12 protein-coding genes are annotated in these 15,139 nt (G+C 64.5%); 8 read left to right on the forward strand and 4 right to left on the reverse strand.

Annotated features, from left to right (window positions below):
• Position 1: 1 nt before the first annotated feature.
• Positions 2-2,359 (reverse strand): ATP-dependent helicase, encoded by a 2,358-nt coding sequence (locus tag ACQRAG_RS07105; protein WP_300645189.1) that lies wholly within the window; start codon positions 2,357-2,359, stop codon positions 2-4.
• Between the two features lie 224 nt (positions 2,360-2,583).
• Between ACQRAG_RS07105 and ACQRAG_RS07110 the strand changes: the two genes are divergently transcribed.
• The 7 genes from ACQRAG_RS07110 (at position 2,584) to mgtE (ending at position 11,219) form a co-directional block, all read left to right on the forward strand.
• A complete protein-coding gene (locus ACQRAG_RS07110; protein WP_168934705.1) occupies positions 2,584-3,105 on the forward strand; it encodes a hypothetical protein in 522 nt (173 codons plus the stop codon).
• 2 nt (positions 3,106-3,107) lie between these two features.
• Positions 3,108-3,857 carry a class I SAM-dependent methyltransferase gene (locus tag ACQRAG_RS07115; protein WP_427803932.1) on the forward strand — a complete coding sequence of 250 codons (750 nt, stop codon included), beginning with the start codon at positions 3,108-3,110 and terminating at the stop codon, positions 3,855-3,857.
• Positions 3,858-4,156: 299 nt separating this feature from the next.
• Positions 4,157-5,791, forward strand: a complete 1,635-nt coding sequence (locus ACQRAG_RS07120; protein ID WP_303740141.1) for an L-lactate permease — start codon at positions 4,157-4,159, stop codon at positions 5,789-5,791.
• A 683-nt stretch (positions 5,792-6,474) separates the two neighbouring features.
• Complete coding sequence (speB, locus tag ACQRAG_RS07125) at positions 6,475-7,395, forward strand: agmatinase (RefSeq protein WP_204625989.1); 921 nt, start codon at positions 6,475-6,477, stop codon at positions 7,393-7,395.
• 736 nt (positions 7,396-8,131) lie between these two features.
• Complete coding sequence (gene catB, locus ACQRAG_RS07130) at positions 8,132-8,773, forward strand: type B chloramphenicol O-acetyltransferase (protein WP_304025500.1); 642 nt, start codon at positions 8,132-8,134, stop codon at positions 8,771-8,773.
• Positions 8,774-9,136: 363 nt separating this feature from the next.
• Positions 9,137-9,289 carry a hypothetical protein gene (locus ACQRAG_RS07135; protein WP_289616722.1) on the forward strand — a complete coding sequence of 51 codons (153 nt, stop codon included), beginning with the start codon at positions 9,137-9,139 and terminating at the stop codon, positions 9,287-9,289.
• Between the two features lie 547 nt (positions 9,290-9,836).
• Positions 9,837-11,219 carry a magnesium transporter gene (gene mgtE, locus ACQRAG_RS07140; protein ID WP_204625992.1) on the forward strand — a complete coding sequence of 461 codons (1,383 nt, stop codon included), beginning with the start codon at positions 9,837-9,839 and terminating at the stop codon, positions 11,217-11,219.
• 272 nt (positions 11,220-11,491) lie between these two features.
• Here the strand turns inward: mgtE and cysK are convergent, their stop codons facing one another.
• A complete protein-coding gene (gene cysK / locus ACQRAG_RS07145) occupies positions 11,492-12,409 on the reverse strand; it encodes a cysteine synthase A (protein WP_006008613.1) in 918 nt (305 codons plus the stop codon).
• A gap of 179 nt (positions 12,410-12,588) precedes the next feature.
• Here cysK and ACQRAG_RS07150 point away from each other — a divergent pair, with 179 nt between their 5' ends.
• Positions 12,589-13,047, forward strand: a complete 459-nt coding sequence (locus tag ACQRAG_RS07150; protein WP_168934710.1) for a nuclear transport factor 2 family protein — start codon at positions 12,589-12,591, stop codon at positions 13,045-13,047.
• Positions 13,048-13,294: 247 nt separating this feature from the next.
• Here the strand turns inward: ACQRAG_RS07150 and ACQRAG_RS07155 are convergent, their stop codons facing one another.
• Both ACQRAG_RS07155 and ACQRAG_RS07160 read right to left on the reverse strand, forming a co-directional pair.
• Positions 13,295-13,723, reverse strand: a complete 429-nt coding sequence (locus ACQRAG_RS07155; protein ID WP_006008602.1) for a TOBE domain-containing protein — start codon at positions 13,721-13,723, stop codon at positions 13,295-13,297.
• A gap of 413 nt (positions 13,724-14,136) precedes the next feature.
• Complete coding sequence (locus tag ACQRAG_RS07160; RefSeq protein WP_050760339.1) at positions 14,137-14,997, reverse strand: FAD/NAD(P)-binding protein; 861 nt, start codon at positions 14,995-14,997, stop codon at positions 14,137-14,139.
• Positions 14,998-15,139: the final 142 nt, after the last annotated feature.

Here is a 15,139-nt window from a genome sequence, read left to right on the forward strand (position 1 = left end):
ATCAGTCCTCCAGTTGCAGATAGTCGGCCAGGATGACCTTGATCCCGAAACCGGCAAAACTCACCTGTACTTTGTTCGGGGGCATGAGGCCGAGGATCTTGCCCCGGCCGAAGATCTTGTGGCGACAGAAGCAGGGGCGCTTGCCCGCGGCCACGGCCCCGGCGGCCGCCAGTACCGAACCTCCGGCAGCGTCAGCGGCGGGAGCGGCAGGCGCAGCAGCCGGACGCCCTCCCGCGGTGCCTCCCGGCCGTTCGTCCGGGGGCAGCTGGCAGTCATCGGCATCCTGCAGGGCGCGGGTGGCGGCCAGACGCTGGGCCGGGCTGAGCCCGGCAGGGGCGGCAAGGCCCGCATGACGGCCGCGACCAAAGCCCGCGCCGGGGCCGGACGGGGCCGGACGGCCGCCAAAGGGATCGGCGAACATGCCGCCGCGCGCCCGTTTGCTCAGGCCGCCGCCGTAACTTTCCACCCACTCCTCGGTCAGCCCGGCGGGCAGCTCGCGCACGAAGGGGCTCTGGGCCACATGCTGCGTGCCCTGCTCGGCCTTGCTGTAGATGGTGGCCGGCGAATACAGGTCCAGCTCCTGCCGGGCGCGGGTGCAGGCCACGTACATCAGGCGGCGTTCTTCTTCGAAATCTTCGGGCCGTGCCAGGGCGTGGCGCGAGGGGAAGCGGTCCTCCACCAGGTCGATGATCAGCACGGCGTTCCACTCCAGGCCCTTGGCCGAGTGCACCGTGGAGAGGGTGATGCGGCCCTCGTTGTCCTCGTCTTCCTCGTCGGGGGAATCCAGGGCCAGATCGGCCAGGAACAGATCCAAATCGTTGTAGCCCGAGGCCATCTGCAGGATCTCTTCCAGTCCCTGCTGGCGGCGGGGCCAGTCTTCGGGATAGCGGCTCTCCAGCACGGGGCGGTAATGGTCCACGATGAGCTCCAGCGCCGTCACCGGATGCAGCGGGCGGGCGCGCATCTCGGCGATGAAGCGCAGGTCCTCGCGGAAGGAGGGGAAGCGGGCACAGGCTTTGTCCAGGGCCGGGCCGTCGGCGCTCTGGGCCACGTTGTAGAGCTTGAGCACGGTCTTGGGGCCGATGCCCTCGTGCAGCTCGGCCACGCGCGAGAAGGCGGGCATGTCCAGCGGGTTGAGCAGCAGGCGGGCGTAGGCCATGACGTCCTTGACGTGGGCCGCCTCGGTGTAGCGCAGGCCGCCGTACTTGCGGAAGGCGATGCCTGCCTGGTTGAGGGCCATTTCCAGATGGTAGGAATGGAACCCCGCCCGGAAGAGCACGGCGATCTCGTGCGGCAGGTGCCGGGTCAGCAGGTCCTCGATGCGGCGCACCACCAGCTTGGCCTGGCTCATGTCGCTGAGGGGCGTCACCAGGCGCACCGGCGCCCCGCCCTCCTTGCGGGTGAACAGTTTTTTGCGGAAGGATTCCGTGGCGTTTTCCAGCAGGTTGTTGGCCACGTCCAGGATGGGCTTGGTGGAGCGGTAGTTCTCCTCCAGCCGGATGATGCGGGCCCCGGGGAAAAGCTTGGGGAAATCGAGGATGTTGCGCACGTTGGCGCCACGGAAGGCATAGATGGACTGGGCCTCGTCGCCCACGGCCATGACGTTGCCCGGCGGCATGCCTTCGCCCTCCGGCCCGGCCAGCAGACGCACGATGCGGGCCTGAACCAGGTTGGTGTCCTGATATTCGTCCACCAAAATGTGCGTGTAGCGGCGGCGCAGGTTCTCGGCCGCGCGCTCGTTGGTACGCAGCAGATGCTCCAGCTCGAACAGCAGGTCGTCGTAGTCCAGCAGGCCCTTTTCCTTGCGGTAGGCATCGTAGGCCTCGCCCAGCTGCATCAGCGGCTCGGCATAGGGCAGCAGGTGGAAGGCCTCGCGCTGCAGGACCTCGTCCAGGCGCATCTCCTTGTTCCGGGCCTTGCTCAAAAAGCCCACGATGGCCTGGGTGCGCGGGAAGGAGCGGTCGCCCTTGCCCAGCCGGAGATCGTCCTTGCAGGCCTTGACCGCCGCGTTGATGTCCGCGCTGTCCATGACCGTGAAGGGGCGGTCCTCCAGCCAGTCGGGACGGTAACGGCGCAGCACGCCGAAAGCGAAGGAGTGGAAGGTGCCGCCCTGCACCAGGCTCAGGGCATGGTCGGACAGGGCCGCGGCCCGCTGCAGCATCTCTTGCGCCGCCTTGCGGGTGAAGGTGAGCAGCAGCATGGATTCCGGCGGGACGCCGTGATCCGCCAGCCAGGACAGGCGGTAGGTGATGGTGCGGGTCTTGCCGGAACCGGCGCCGGCCACTACCAGGACCGGCCCGTCGCCGCAGGTGGCGGCCTCGTATTGGGCGCTGTTGAGCGCGTGCGCGTAATCAATCATCGTTACAGATTAGCATAAAGGCGCTGGGCAGGCCAGAGGAGCCCACAGGGCCATCCCGCCGGGGGGGACCGCGGTGGGTCGTCCCTCCACAGGCTCCAGCCCTCGGCGCATCCTTCCCCTATCCGGTCTCCCTTTCAGTAAAAAAAGGAAAATCCCTCCACCAGTTGACGCCGCCGGACGGGAATCGTAAAGTAGCTTGAAATTTTTTGCACAAAGGATTTTCCATGCCTACGCCTCAAGAAGAATTCCAGAATGCCGTCCTGCGCATCCTGGAAACCGTGATGTTCGAGAACTGGATCCGTTTCTATTTCCTCACTGAAAAGCTGGATGCGCCGGTGGAAGAAGGCGCGGAAAAGCCCCTGTTCGTGGCCATCCCCGAGCAGGGCATGCAGCGCATCAAGGAGCTGTACCCCGATCTGCTGCCCCTGGCCGAGAGCCTGAACGGCAAGGAGATCAGCTTTGCCCTGTCGCAGCAGGCCGTCTGTTCCTTCGTCATGGAACACCTGGACGGCAAGGTCATGCCCCAGCGCATGGCCGAGACCGTGTTCGACAGCACCACCTTCCAGACCCGCATGCAGCTGTTCAACGCCTGGGTGCAGATGCACGAGAACCAGCTGGACCAGAACTTCATGGAGTTCGGCAGCTGGCGCGAACTGTTCGCCCAGTGGTGTTCCACGGACCAGGTGAAGGAACTGGCCACCCGCATGGCCGCGCCGCGCGCCGAAGGTAACGGCACCACCCACTAGTCATGGCAGATCCTGTGGCCGCCTCCGGGGCGGCAAGCCCATTCCGCGCCGGGACGGTCCTGCGACCGCCCCGGCCTTCGCTTCTGGACGCCGTGGCGCACAGCGCCGTGCTCCGGGCCCTGGCGGCCTGGCGCGATAACGGCGGCGGGCAGCCCCCCCTGCTGCTGGACGGTACGGCCGGCAACGGCCACGACTGCCTCTTCCTGGCCCGTCAGGCCCCGGCGGGCAGCCTGCTGCTGGCCCTGGACATCCAGGAGGCCGCCCTGCAGGCCAGCCGGGCACGACTGGAGCAGGCAGGCATGGCGGCGCGCTGCTGTGCCTCGGCAGCGGCGGCCTGCGCCCTGTCTCCCCTCCCTTCCGGGACGACGGACATCCGTCTCGTCCTCCATTCCCATGCGGCCCTGCCGGAGCTGCTGGACGCCCTGTCCGAAGCGGACAGGCAACACCCCCTGCTGGCGGGCATCTTCAATTTCGGCTACCTGCCGGGCACGGACAAGCGCTGCACCACCACGGCGTCGGGCAGTCTGGCGGCCGTGGATGCCCTGCTGGAGCGGCTGGCCCCGCAGGGCTGCCTGAGCCTGCACTGCTATACCGGCCATGAAGGCGGCGCCGCCGAAGAGGCCGCCCTTGCCCAACGACTGGCCCGTCTGGAGCCGCGGCGCTGGCGTGTGTTGCACTGCCGGGACGCCAACCGGGAGACCCACAGCGAAAGTATTTTGCTGGCCGAACGCCTGCCGGTACGGCAGCGCTGATCCGCAGACAGGAAGAGCCCCGGAAGGGGCTTTTTTTACAGGATTTTCCTGTCAGAAAAAGCTTGAAAAAATATTTCATGAACTATTTCATAACGTAAAAATAGCTATTAAATTCAATAAATTAAAAAAATTGGCCAAGCCTGAAAATAACGGAAATAACCCCCCTTTTTATCCCTAACCTATTGCATTTTCATCATTGCCAGCATAATCTTAGCGTTAAGGATGTATTTGTGTCGCCTGTCCTCGGGCAGGGGCCGGACGGACCGACGGCACGCTTTTCTAGTAGAAGGGAGAGAAAGATGGCTTGGACTCAGGTTTACGAACCTCTGGGAGGCATCGGCCTGTCGGCACTGGCGGCATCCGTACCGCTGATCATTCTGTTCTACATGCTGGCTTTCCGGCAGGCGAAAGGTCATATCGCCGCCGTGGCCGGTCTGGTGGGCGCCCTGCTGGTGGCCATCCTGGTCTGGAAGATGCCGGTAGGCCTGGCAGTCAACTCCGTGGCGCTGGGGGCCTGCTTCGGCCTGTTCCCCATCGTCTGGATCGTCATCACGGCCGTGTGGGTCTACAACATGACCGTGGAATCCGGTGAGTTCGAGATCATCAAAGACTCCCTGGCCCGCCTGACGGACGACCGTCGTCTGCAGGCCCTGTTCATCGCCTTCGCCTTCTCCTGCTTCATCGAAGGTACCGCCGGTTTCGGTACCCCCGTGGCCATCGCCGCCGCCATGCTGGTGGGCCTGGGCTTCACCCCGCTGTGGGGCGCCGGTATCGCCCTGATCGCCAACACCGCCCCCGTGGCCTTCGGCGCCATCGGTGTGCCGCTGATCGTGGCCGCCCAGGTGTCCGGCCTTGACCAGATGACCGTCTCCGCCATTGCCGGTCGTCAGCTGCCCCTGCTGTCCCTGATCGTGCCCCTGTGGGTCTGCGTGGTCATGTGCGGCTTCAAGCGTTCCATGGAAGTGCTGCCCGCCATCATCGTGGCCGGTGTGGCCTTTGGCGGCGCCCAGTTCCTGCTGGCCAACTTCCACGGCCCGACCCTGCCCGACATCGGTTCCGCCATCGCCACCATCGTGGCCCTGATGCTGCTGCTCAAGGTCTGGCAGCCCAAGAGCATCTTCCGCTTCGAAGGCGAAGCTCCCTCCAACCTGGAAGGCCAGGGCTATCCTCTGGCCATCGTGCTGCGCGCCTGGGCCCCGTACCTGGTGCTGGCCGTGTTCGTGTTCTTCTGGGGCCTGGGCTCCTTCAAGGCCATCCTCAACGGCCTGCCCGGCACCGTGTTCAACATCTCCTGGCCCGGCCTGGATGGCGAAGTCATGAAGACCGCCCCCATCGTGCAGGCTGACGCCGTGTACGGCGCCAAGTTCACCTTCAACTGGCTGTCCGCTGGCGGTACCGCCATCCTGCTGTCCGGTCTGGTGTCCGTGCCCTTCATGCCCAAGTACGGTTACGGCAAGGCCATCGCCTGCTTCATGCGTACCCTGAAGCAGCTGACCTTCCCCATCCTGACCATCGCCATGATCCTGGGCCTGGCTTACCTGATGAACTACTCCGGCATGAGCTCCACCCTGGGTCTGGCCTTCACCCACACCGGCTGGCTGTTCCCCTTCTTCTCTCCCCTGCTGGGCTGGCTGGGCGTGTTCCTGACCGGTTCCGACACGTCCTCCTGCGCCCTGTTCGGCGGCATGCAGAAGGACACCGCCCTGGCCGTGGGCATGCGCCCCGAACTGGCCGTGGCCTCCAACGCCTCCGGTGGCGTGACCGCCAAGATGATCTCGCCCCAGTCCCTGTCCGTGGCTACCGCCGCCACCAACAATGCCGGTCAGGAAGGCAAGCTCTTCCGCTTCACCATCGGTCACAGCATCGGCATGACCCTGGTGCTCTGCGTGCTGGCCTACCTGCAGGCTGGTCCCCTTTCCTGGATGCTGCCCTAACGGGTATGGCCCAGGCCTGAGGGCCTGACAGACCAACGTCGGCAAGGGCCCCGGTCTTCCGGGGCCCTTTTCCTGTGTCTGGCGGCCTTCTGCCGCGATGGGCTCCCCGCTGCCGTCCGGCGGCTATGGCAGCTCTGCCCGGACAGCGGCCCAGACCGCTTCCGCAAGCGTCTTTCCCGCCCGCACGCCTCTCCCAAAACATGGCCGGTCCAGGGACAAAATCCCTGAACCGGCAAGGCGGTGCTGCCGCGCCCGAAGCCAGCTTTTTTGACCGCTCCCGCTTTTTTCTTGCAGCGGCCCCGCTCCCCATAGTATGGGAGGCAGGACGGCGTGTCCCCAGGGCCCGACCTGCCCGGAAAGGGCAAAAAAACGCCCGGAAAGTACCGCAGCCGGCGGCCGTACCGGACCGCCGCAGCCCTGACCGGCCCCTCCTAGAAAGGGGAGTGTGCAATATTTTTGTCCCCCCGTATGGCTCCGGCAGGGCTTATGTAAAAAAAATTAAACGGCCTTTTCGCTCATAGCGAACAATAAAAACAACAAAAACAGCAAGATAGAAAAACATTCCTCGCTGGATATTTTGGCACGCCTTATGCAGTAAGCTAAGTACCTTCCTTTCTTACTGACAGTTCAACCTAAACGGCCTGCCCCCCCAGCAGGCCGTTTTTCCGTCTGGAGACACGAGCATGTCCAGCCCCGTCACCGTCTGTCATCAGGAATTCGACGAAAGCCATTTCCTGGCCTCGGAATACGAACCGGCCCGGCCGGAACAGGCCGCCTTCCACATCATCCCCGTCCCGCTGGAGCAAAGCGTCTCCTACGGGGGCGGCACCGCCCACGGCCCGGCCGCCATCCTTTCCGCCTCGCAGCAGCTGGAGGCCTGGGACGGCATCAGCGCCCCGGGAGAAGCGGGCCTGTACACCGCCCCTGCCGTGGACTGTGATGCCCCCATCGAGACCGTGCTGGACCGCATCGAGGCCGCCACGGCCCACGCCCTGCGCTGCAAGGCCCTGCCCGTCATCCTGGGCGGCGAGCATACCGTGAGCCTGGGCGCCCTGCGTGCCCTGGCCGCCGAGGCCGCGCGTACGGGCGAGCCCTTTGGCGTGGTGCAGTTCGATGCCCATGCGGACCTGCGTTCCCAGTATGAAGGCTCCATCTATTCCCACGCCAGCGTCATGCACCGGGCCGTGGCCGACCTTGGCCTGCCGCTGGCCCAGTTCGCCATGCGCGACTTCTGCCGCGAAGAAGTGGAGGTGCGCCGCCAGTACAATGTCTTGCACTATGACGCCGACGTCCTCTTCCGCCAGGGCCTGCCGGAACAGCCCCTGCCCGCGGACTTTCCCCGCCGCCTCTACATCACCTTCGACGTGGACGGTCTGGACGCCTCGCTGATGCCCGCCACGGGCACGCCTTCGCCCGGCGGCCTGTTCTGGCATCAGGCCCTGCTGCTCATCGAGCGCTGCCTGCAGGGCCGCAGCATGGTCGGCATGGACGTGGTGGAGCTGGCTCCCCTGCCGGGCCTGCATCATGCGGACTTCACCGCCGCCAAGCTCACCCACGCCCTCATGGGCTTTGCCCAGCGCGCCGGTCTGCCCCGCAAGGCATAACGGCCGGGGCATCCTGCTTTGGAGGAAGAAAGGCTACCCCGCATCCTGCCGGCGATGTCCGTCGGGCCAGTATCGCCAACGGTGCTGAGTTTTAGGGCCCCCTCCTTGTTGCCGGTGATCCCGTGAGGCGTCTTTCTCGCTAACGGGCACGGCCTGCGGCCGCCATCCGGTCGCATCTCTTCTGCTGTCGATGCCCGTAGCTTCCTGCGTCGCAACGGGCACGGCCTGCGGCCGCCATCCGGTCGCATCTCTGCTGTCGATGCGAGAGGGCTTTCCCCTCAAACTCCCCTTCACCAGCCTGCTTTTCCTGCCTGTGTCCCAAAACGGGGCACAGGCTTTTTTTGCTTCGACCATCCTCGCACAGAGGAGCGATCTCAGAGAGCCCGTCCGCTGCGGCCCTGTGCCGATACGGCAGGCTGTCGTGCCCTGCGGCATGCTCTGCGTGCATGGATACGCCGCCTTCCCGTGGCCCGACCGGCCACAGCCATTGCATCCTCTACAGGCCCCGGCTACCATGCTCTCCCGACTCCCGGCCCGATCGCGGCAACGCACGACAACAGCCCCGCTGCCCGAAGACGGGACCGCCATACGCAACCGGATAAACGTATTGGGGAGGGGGGAGCTGACCGGATGGTGGCCGCAAGACCGTGGCCGTCAGGAACGGCGATGCTCCGGGAAAAGGAACGAAATGCTTCAAAAAACTCCTTCTCCCCCCTGCCTCCCGCAAGGAAGCGCCATGAATTTTTTTGAAAGTCCCTTCAAGGGCGTCCCTCTGGACCAGCAGATCCGCAACCCCAACATCCGTGCGGGCCGCTACAGCTATTACTCCGGCTATTACCACGGCCACAGCTTCGACGACTGCGCCCGCTATCTGAGCCCGGAACGCGATGACGTGGACAAGCTCATCATCGGTTCCTTCTGTTCCATCGGCAGCGGCGCCAGCTTCATCATGGCGGGCAATCAGGGCCATCGCATGGACTGGATCGCCACCTTCCCCTTTTTCTACATGCCGGAAGAGGCGGGCTTCCAGGGGGCCGTAGACGGCTTCGTCCGCGCCGGGGACACCGTGGTGGGCAACGATGTCTGGATCGGTACGGAAGCCATGATCATGCCCGGCGTACGCATCGGAGACGGCGCTGTCATCGCCGCACGCGCCGTAGTGACCGCGGACGTGGAGCCCTATGCCGTGGTGGCCGGCATGCCCGCCCGTCAGCTGCGCCGACGCTTCAGCCCGGAACGGATCGCCATGCTGCTGGAGATGCGCTGGTGGGACTGGCCGCTGGAGCGTATCAACGCGGCCATGCCCCTGCTCTGCTCCGGCCAGGTGGAACGGCTCCACGAGTTCTGGCGCAGCGGCCGGGATGCCGTGCAGGGCTAAGGCTGCCGCCTGCCGCTCTTGCAGGATGCCTGCCCGGACAAACAGGCCTCTCCCTGTCCGGGCAGACGCCGCAGGCCCTGGCTTCCGGCGAAGAACGCATATGCGACGGAAAGCTCCCTGCAGCCCTGCGCCGTGACGACATTTTTGTGACGTCATCGCTATCCCGGCTTTTTTGCTGGACTTCTATTCCTATCTGTGCCATAGGAAACGGGCCGTCGAGCTGACGGCCATGTCACGCAAGGAGTTCCCATGTCATCTGACAGTCCCATCCCTCCCAGTATCCAGGTATCTGTCCCGTCACGCTGATCGCCTGCCTTGCGTCCACCTTCCCGCAGGCGGCACCAGCCCTGCGAGGAGGTCTCCATGTCCCGTTCCCGTCTTTTCCCGCCGTCTGTCTCCCAGTACGGCCCCGTCCGTGACCGGATCATCTTCCGGACACGTCGTCATGTCCTGCATCCTTCCCGCTCGTCCATCCCCGTCATGGGCCGGACGTCCGTGATGCGCGCTGCCTGCTGACAGGCCGTCACGTCCCCTTTGCCGTATCCTGCCGGGCCCTGCCCTGCGGGATGGCCTTCCGTCATCGTTCATCTTTGCCTGCGGCGTCAGGCCTGCAGGCAACCAGCCTGCGGCACGGCCCGCACACGTCCCGTACCGGTACGCAACGGCACGACCTGCCGTCATGCCGCGCGTCTGCCCTGACGTCCGCAGGAAGGCTTTCATCAAGAACACCCCCAACCAAAGGAGCCGACGTATGGACAGTCACCCTGCCCCCCTCCCGTCGTCCGTGGTCGCGCCTGCTTTCGCACGCGCCTGCCCCCAGCATTCCAACCTTGGGGAGGTCTGTCATGATCCTCAAAAAACCACAGCAGGCCCGCCGGGTCGCCTCTGGCGTCACCGTCCATGACCTGAACCTGATCCCTTCCGTCCCCCGGACGCATAACGGTTTTCTCCTCTTCCGTGCCCGGCCGCATGACCCCGGATCGCAGGCGGCCTTCGGGCGGCCCCTGCCGTCCTCCTGCTGCCGTCCCCATCCCGCACGCTGAAGAAAAAAAGGAGAAAGACCATGATCCGTGAAGATCTGCTGCGCACCGTGCGCGACCTGTCCGCCCGCCACGACACCAAAGCTTTTGCCGAACTGGTGGAGAGCGTCCACCCCTCCGACATGGCCGAGGCCCTGGAGACCCTGAAGAGCCGTGACGTGGCCCGCCTGCTGCCCTGCCTGAAGGCCGGGGCGCTGGCCGAAGTATTCGTGTATTTTTCCGAAGAGCGCCAGAGCCGCCTGTTGCAGGAACTGCCCCGCGAGACCGTGGTGGCCCTGTTCGAAGGCATGGCCGCCGACGAACGCGTGGACCTGTTCCACGATCTGGACGAAGCCGCCCGCCAGCGCCTGCTGCCCGCCCTGGCCCACGGCGAACGTGAAGACATCCTGCGTCTGGCCGCCTATGCCGAAGGCAGCGTAGGTTCGGTGACCACCTCGGATTATGTGGCCGTGCTGCCGGACATGAGCGTGGCCCAGGCCCTGGCCCATGTGCGGGCCACCGCCGCCGACAAGGAGACCATCTACGTCATCTATGTGCAGGACAAGGAAGGGCATCTGTGCGGCACCCTTTCCCTGCGCGAGCTGCTGCTGGCCGATGACTCCCTGACCATCAGGAACATCATGCGCCGCGATCCCGTGTTCGCGCGGGCCCAGTGGCCCCGGAGCAAGGCCTCCGAGCTCATCGGCCGCTATGACCTGCTGGCCCTGCCCGTCATCAACGGCGGGGAAAAGATGGTCGGCATCGTCACCGTGGACGACGCCATGGACATCGAAAAGCAGGAAGACGCCACCCAGCTGGCCCGCTTTGGCGGTACGGTGACCACCGACGGCACCGACCTGGACATCCTGGAATCCCCCTTCCGCAAGATGTTCAGCGTGCGCGTGTTCTGGCTGGTGCTGCTGACCCTGTTCGGCGTCGTCACCAGCACCTTCGTGGCCGCGCAGGAAGAGATCCTGTCGCAGGTCATCGTGCTGGCGGCCTTCATCGCGCCCATCGTGGACATGGGCGGCAATGCGGGCAGCCAGTCGGCCACCCTCGTCATCCGGGCCATGGCGCTGGGCGACGTGAGCCTGCGCTGGCAGGACGTCTGGCGCGTCGTCCGGCGCGAACTGCCCGTAGCCGCCGCCCTGGGCCTGGTGGTGGCCGCCATGGAGACCGTGCTGGCCTGGTTCTCCAAGGGCATCGACCTGGACGTGCTGCTGGTGGTGGGCCTGAGCATGCTGGTCTGCACCGTGCTGGGCGGCATCATCGGGGTGCTCCTGCCCTTCGTGGCCCGGCGCATCGGCACGGACCCCGCCACCCTGTCCTCGCCCCTCATCACCTCCATCATGGATCTGGTGGGCGTGTTCATCTACTTTGCCTTCGCCTACGCCTTCCTGGGCGATCTGCTGCAGCAGGCGGGCTAAGAAGGATCCGGTGACGCCCAACGGGGGAGGCCTCGGCTGTGCCCTGGTGAGGTCCCCCGGCGTTGGCGCAGATGCCGCAAAAGTCCCCGTATCCCTCCAGATACCCTTGCGGACTGCCCGGCGACGGCCCTGAGGCAAGGGCCCTCCCTGGCCCCCCCGGCGCGTTGTACCCGGCCATGCATGGTCGTCACCAAGGCCACAAAAAAAGCCCCCTCATGGAGGGGGCTTTTTTACGGCTCGTCATCAGGGGGCTCCGGGGCCTCCCGCAAAAACTAGTCCTGACGGAACAGGGGCGTGGACATGTAACGTTCGCCGGTATCGCAGGCGAAGGTCACGATGTTCTTGCCCTGCATCTCGGGACGGGCGGCCACGCTGAGGGCGGCCAGCACGTTGGCGCCGGTGGAGATGCCCGCGCACACGCCCTGCAGGCGCATCAGGCGGCGTGCCGTAGCCATGGCCTCCGCCGTGGGCACCTGGATGATCTCGTCCAGCAGGCTGCGGTCCAGGATGGAGGGCACGAAATTGGCCCCGATGCCCTGGATGCCGTGCTGTCCGGCCTGTCCGCCGGAAAGGACGGGGGATTCCGCCGGTTCCACGGCCATGACCTTGAAGCCGGGGATGTTCTCCTTGAGGAAGCGGCCCGTGCCCGTGATGGACGAACCGGAACCCACACCGGCCACCAGCACGTCCATATGGCCCACGCTGTCGGCAAGGATCTCGGGGCCGGTGGTGAGGTAATGGGCCTCCACGGCCAGCGGGTTGGAGAACTGCCCGAACAGCAGGCCGTTGCGCTCTTCCGCCAGTTTTTCCGCGACCTTGATGGCCCCCTTCATGCCTTCGGCGGCCGGGGTCAGCACCAGTTCCGCGCCCAGGGCATGCAGCAGGTTGCGGCGCTCCACGCTCATGGAATCGGGCATGGTCAGCACGCAGTGCAGGCCCCGCACGGCAGCCACCAGGGCGATGCCGATGCCCAGGTTGCCGCTGGTGGCCTCCACGATGGTGCCGCCGGCTTCGATGTCGCCCCACTCCATGGTCTTGTCGATCACATGGAAGGCCACGCGATCCTTGATGGATCCCCCGGGATTGCGGTTTTCGAGCTTGAGCCAGACCGTACCGGGCAGATCTGCGCCGAGAGCGTTCAGACGCAGCAAAGGTGTTCTGCCGATGCTTTGCAGAATATTGGTGAGCATGCTGTATCCTTGCTAAAAGTCAGGGAATAAAAAGAAGAACATCAATATATGCCAGCCGGGCATGTTTTGCAAATCGGCGCCGGGCCTGACAAGGGACGCAGCTTGACAGCTTTCATGATGCCCCGTACCGTTTTTTATAACAGGTACCGTCCATCCCTAGCTCCAAAGGAGGATGCATCATGAAGCTGTTCCGTATGTTCCTTGTATCGCTGGCCCTGAGCCTGATCTTTGCCGGTGCGGCCCTGGCCAAGGCTGATGTGACCGAACTGTATGCCGAGGCCCTCATGACCGGTGATGTGGAGTCCCTGGACAAGCTCCTGGCCCCCAATTACTGGCATGTCAGCGCCAACGGGCATATCCAGGACAAGGAACACTTCCTGGCGAGTCTCAAGGAAAGGAAGCTGGTCATCGACCGTATCCGCCTCAGCAACATGCGCAGCACCGTCATGGGTGACGTGACCCTGGTCACGGCCAACGGCGAGCTCAAGGGCTCGGCCACGCCCCCCCTGCCCCAGGGTCTGATGCGCTATACCATGGTCCTGAACAAGGTCGGCAAGGAGACCAAGATCGTCCTCTTCCAGGCCACGCCCGTGGTCCCCTCGCAGGATTGCCGTGACGGCAACTGCGCCATCCGCTGATCCCCTCCCGGATTCGACATTTCAAGGCTGCCCGCGGGCAGCCTTTTTTTGTGGCTCCGGGCAGCGCTACCGTCCCTGCCCAGGCGCCTTCCCTTTTCCGGGCCTCCCCGACCTTTCCCGGCCGGGCAAGGCCGGGGCACGGGCACGCCCTCTTCCCTGACAACAGGACATCTGGCGTCGCAGCGAACATGAAAAAAGGGCCGTCTCCCTGCGGAGACGGCCCTCGGATATCGCGTAGCGACAGGACTTACTTCTTGACGGCCATGATCACGTTGGTGGCCTTGACGATGGCGGTCACCTTGCTGCCTTCGGCCAGGCCCAGCTTGCTGATGCTGCCCATGGTGATGATGGAGGTCATTTCGCCGTCAGCACCCAGGTCCACCACCACTTCGCCGTTGACGGCGCCGGGGGTCACGCTCTTCACGGTACCGCAGAACTGATTGCGGGTGGAGAGGATGTACTGGTCGGCATCGTTCATCAGGATGACCATGCTGGCCTTGACCAGGGCGCAGGCTTCCTTGCCTTCGACCAGGCCCAGACGTTCGGTGCTGGCCTTGGTGATGGAGGCCACCAGTTTGGTGCCGGAAGGCATGGTCAGTTCGATCTCGTCATTGACGGCGCCGGGACGCACGGAGCTGATGGTGCCCCAGAAAGTATTGCGAGCGCTGGTTTCCATATTTTTTCTCCTTATGTCGGTGGGAGGTTGAGTACTTACGCAAGGGGGATATACGCACAAGGAAAGGGGCTGTAAAGGGTACGTAAACGTCCCCGGATGAAAATTCACGCTTTTTGACAGACAATTTTCAGGAAAATTTACCAGTTAAGAAAAAATAAATTATTTCATCATGTTTAAAAAAGATAATCACGATTGATTGTCACAAAATAGTGATTTTTAAGTCATTAAATCGTGACATAGTACATCTTGCCCAGCGGAATCACGGCATTTCTTCCCCGTGCCCGGCAGGGGGGACGGACACCTCTCCCGGACAGACGTTTTTGCCGCCGTCGTACCGGGACGCTCCCCGGCCAGGGCACAAAAAAAGAAGGGGTCCGAAGACCCCTTCCTTCAAACGCAGCAAAGATGCCGGCCTACAGTTCGGGCGGCAGTTCCTTGAGCTGGGCCATGGTGAACACCGGGCCGTCCACGCAGACATAGTGGCTGCCGATGTTGCAGCGGCCACAGATGCCGATACCGCACTTCATGCGCTTTTCCAGCGTGGTCACGATGTTCTCGGGCTGGAAGCCCAGTTTTTCCAGGGCCTGCAGGGTGAACTTGATCATGATCGGCGGGCCGCAGAGCACGGCCACGCAGTTGTCCGGGCTGGGGTTCAGCTCGGTCAGCACGTTGGGGATCAGACCCACCTTGTGCGGCCAGCCTTCGTAGGGATTGTCGATGCAGAGCGTGCAATCCAGGTCGGGATTGGCCAGCCAGCCGTCCAGCTCGTAGCTGAAGGCCATGTCGCGCGGCGAACGGGCGCCGTACAGCAGGCTCACCTTGCCGTAGTCGGCCTTGTGCTCCAGCACGTGCAGCATGATGGTACGGATGGGGGCCATGCCGATACCGCCGCCCACGAAGAAGATGTTCTTCCCCTTCCAGTCATTGTAAGGGAAGAAGTTGCCCAGGGGGGCGCGCACGCCCACCTTGTCGCCGGGGCTCAGGCGATGGATGGCGGAGGTCACTTCACCGGCCTGCATGACGGAGAACTGCAGGTACTCCTTCTGCGAGGGCGGGGTGTTGATGACGAAGGTGGATTCACCGGCGCCGAACACCGAGAGCTGGCCCACCTGGCCGGGCTCATAGGTGAAGTTGGCCATCTGCTCGGGATCGTCCAGGACCACGCGCAGGGTCTTGATGTTGCCGGTCTCCTGGATGGTCTCCACCACCGTGGCCAGCATGGGCTTGTAGGGGTTGCCCGCCTGCTGGGGACGGGGCGTGATCTCGCGCAGCATGCCGCCGTCGGCACGGGGCTTGAGGACGGCAGGCTTGGCGGCCGGTTTGGCTTCCGCCGCGGGGGCGGGAGCTTCGGCGGGCTTTTCTTCAGCCTTGGGGGCTTCTTCCGCGGGAGCTTCGGCGGGCTTGGCAGCGGCCTTG

It is taken from the genome of Desulfovibrio sp. SGI.230, from assembly GCF_050313065.1.
Taxonomy (GTDB): domain Bacteria; phylum Desulfobacterota; class Desulfovibrionia; order Desulfovibrionales; family Desulfovibrionaceae; genus Desulfovibrio.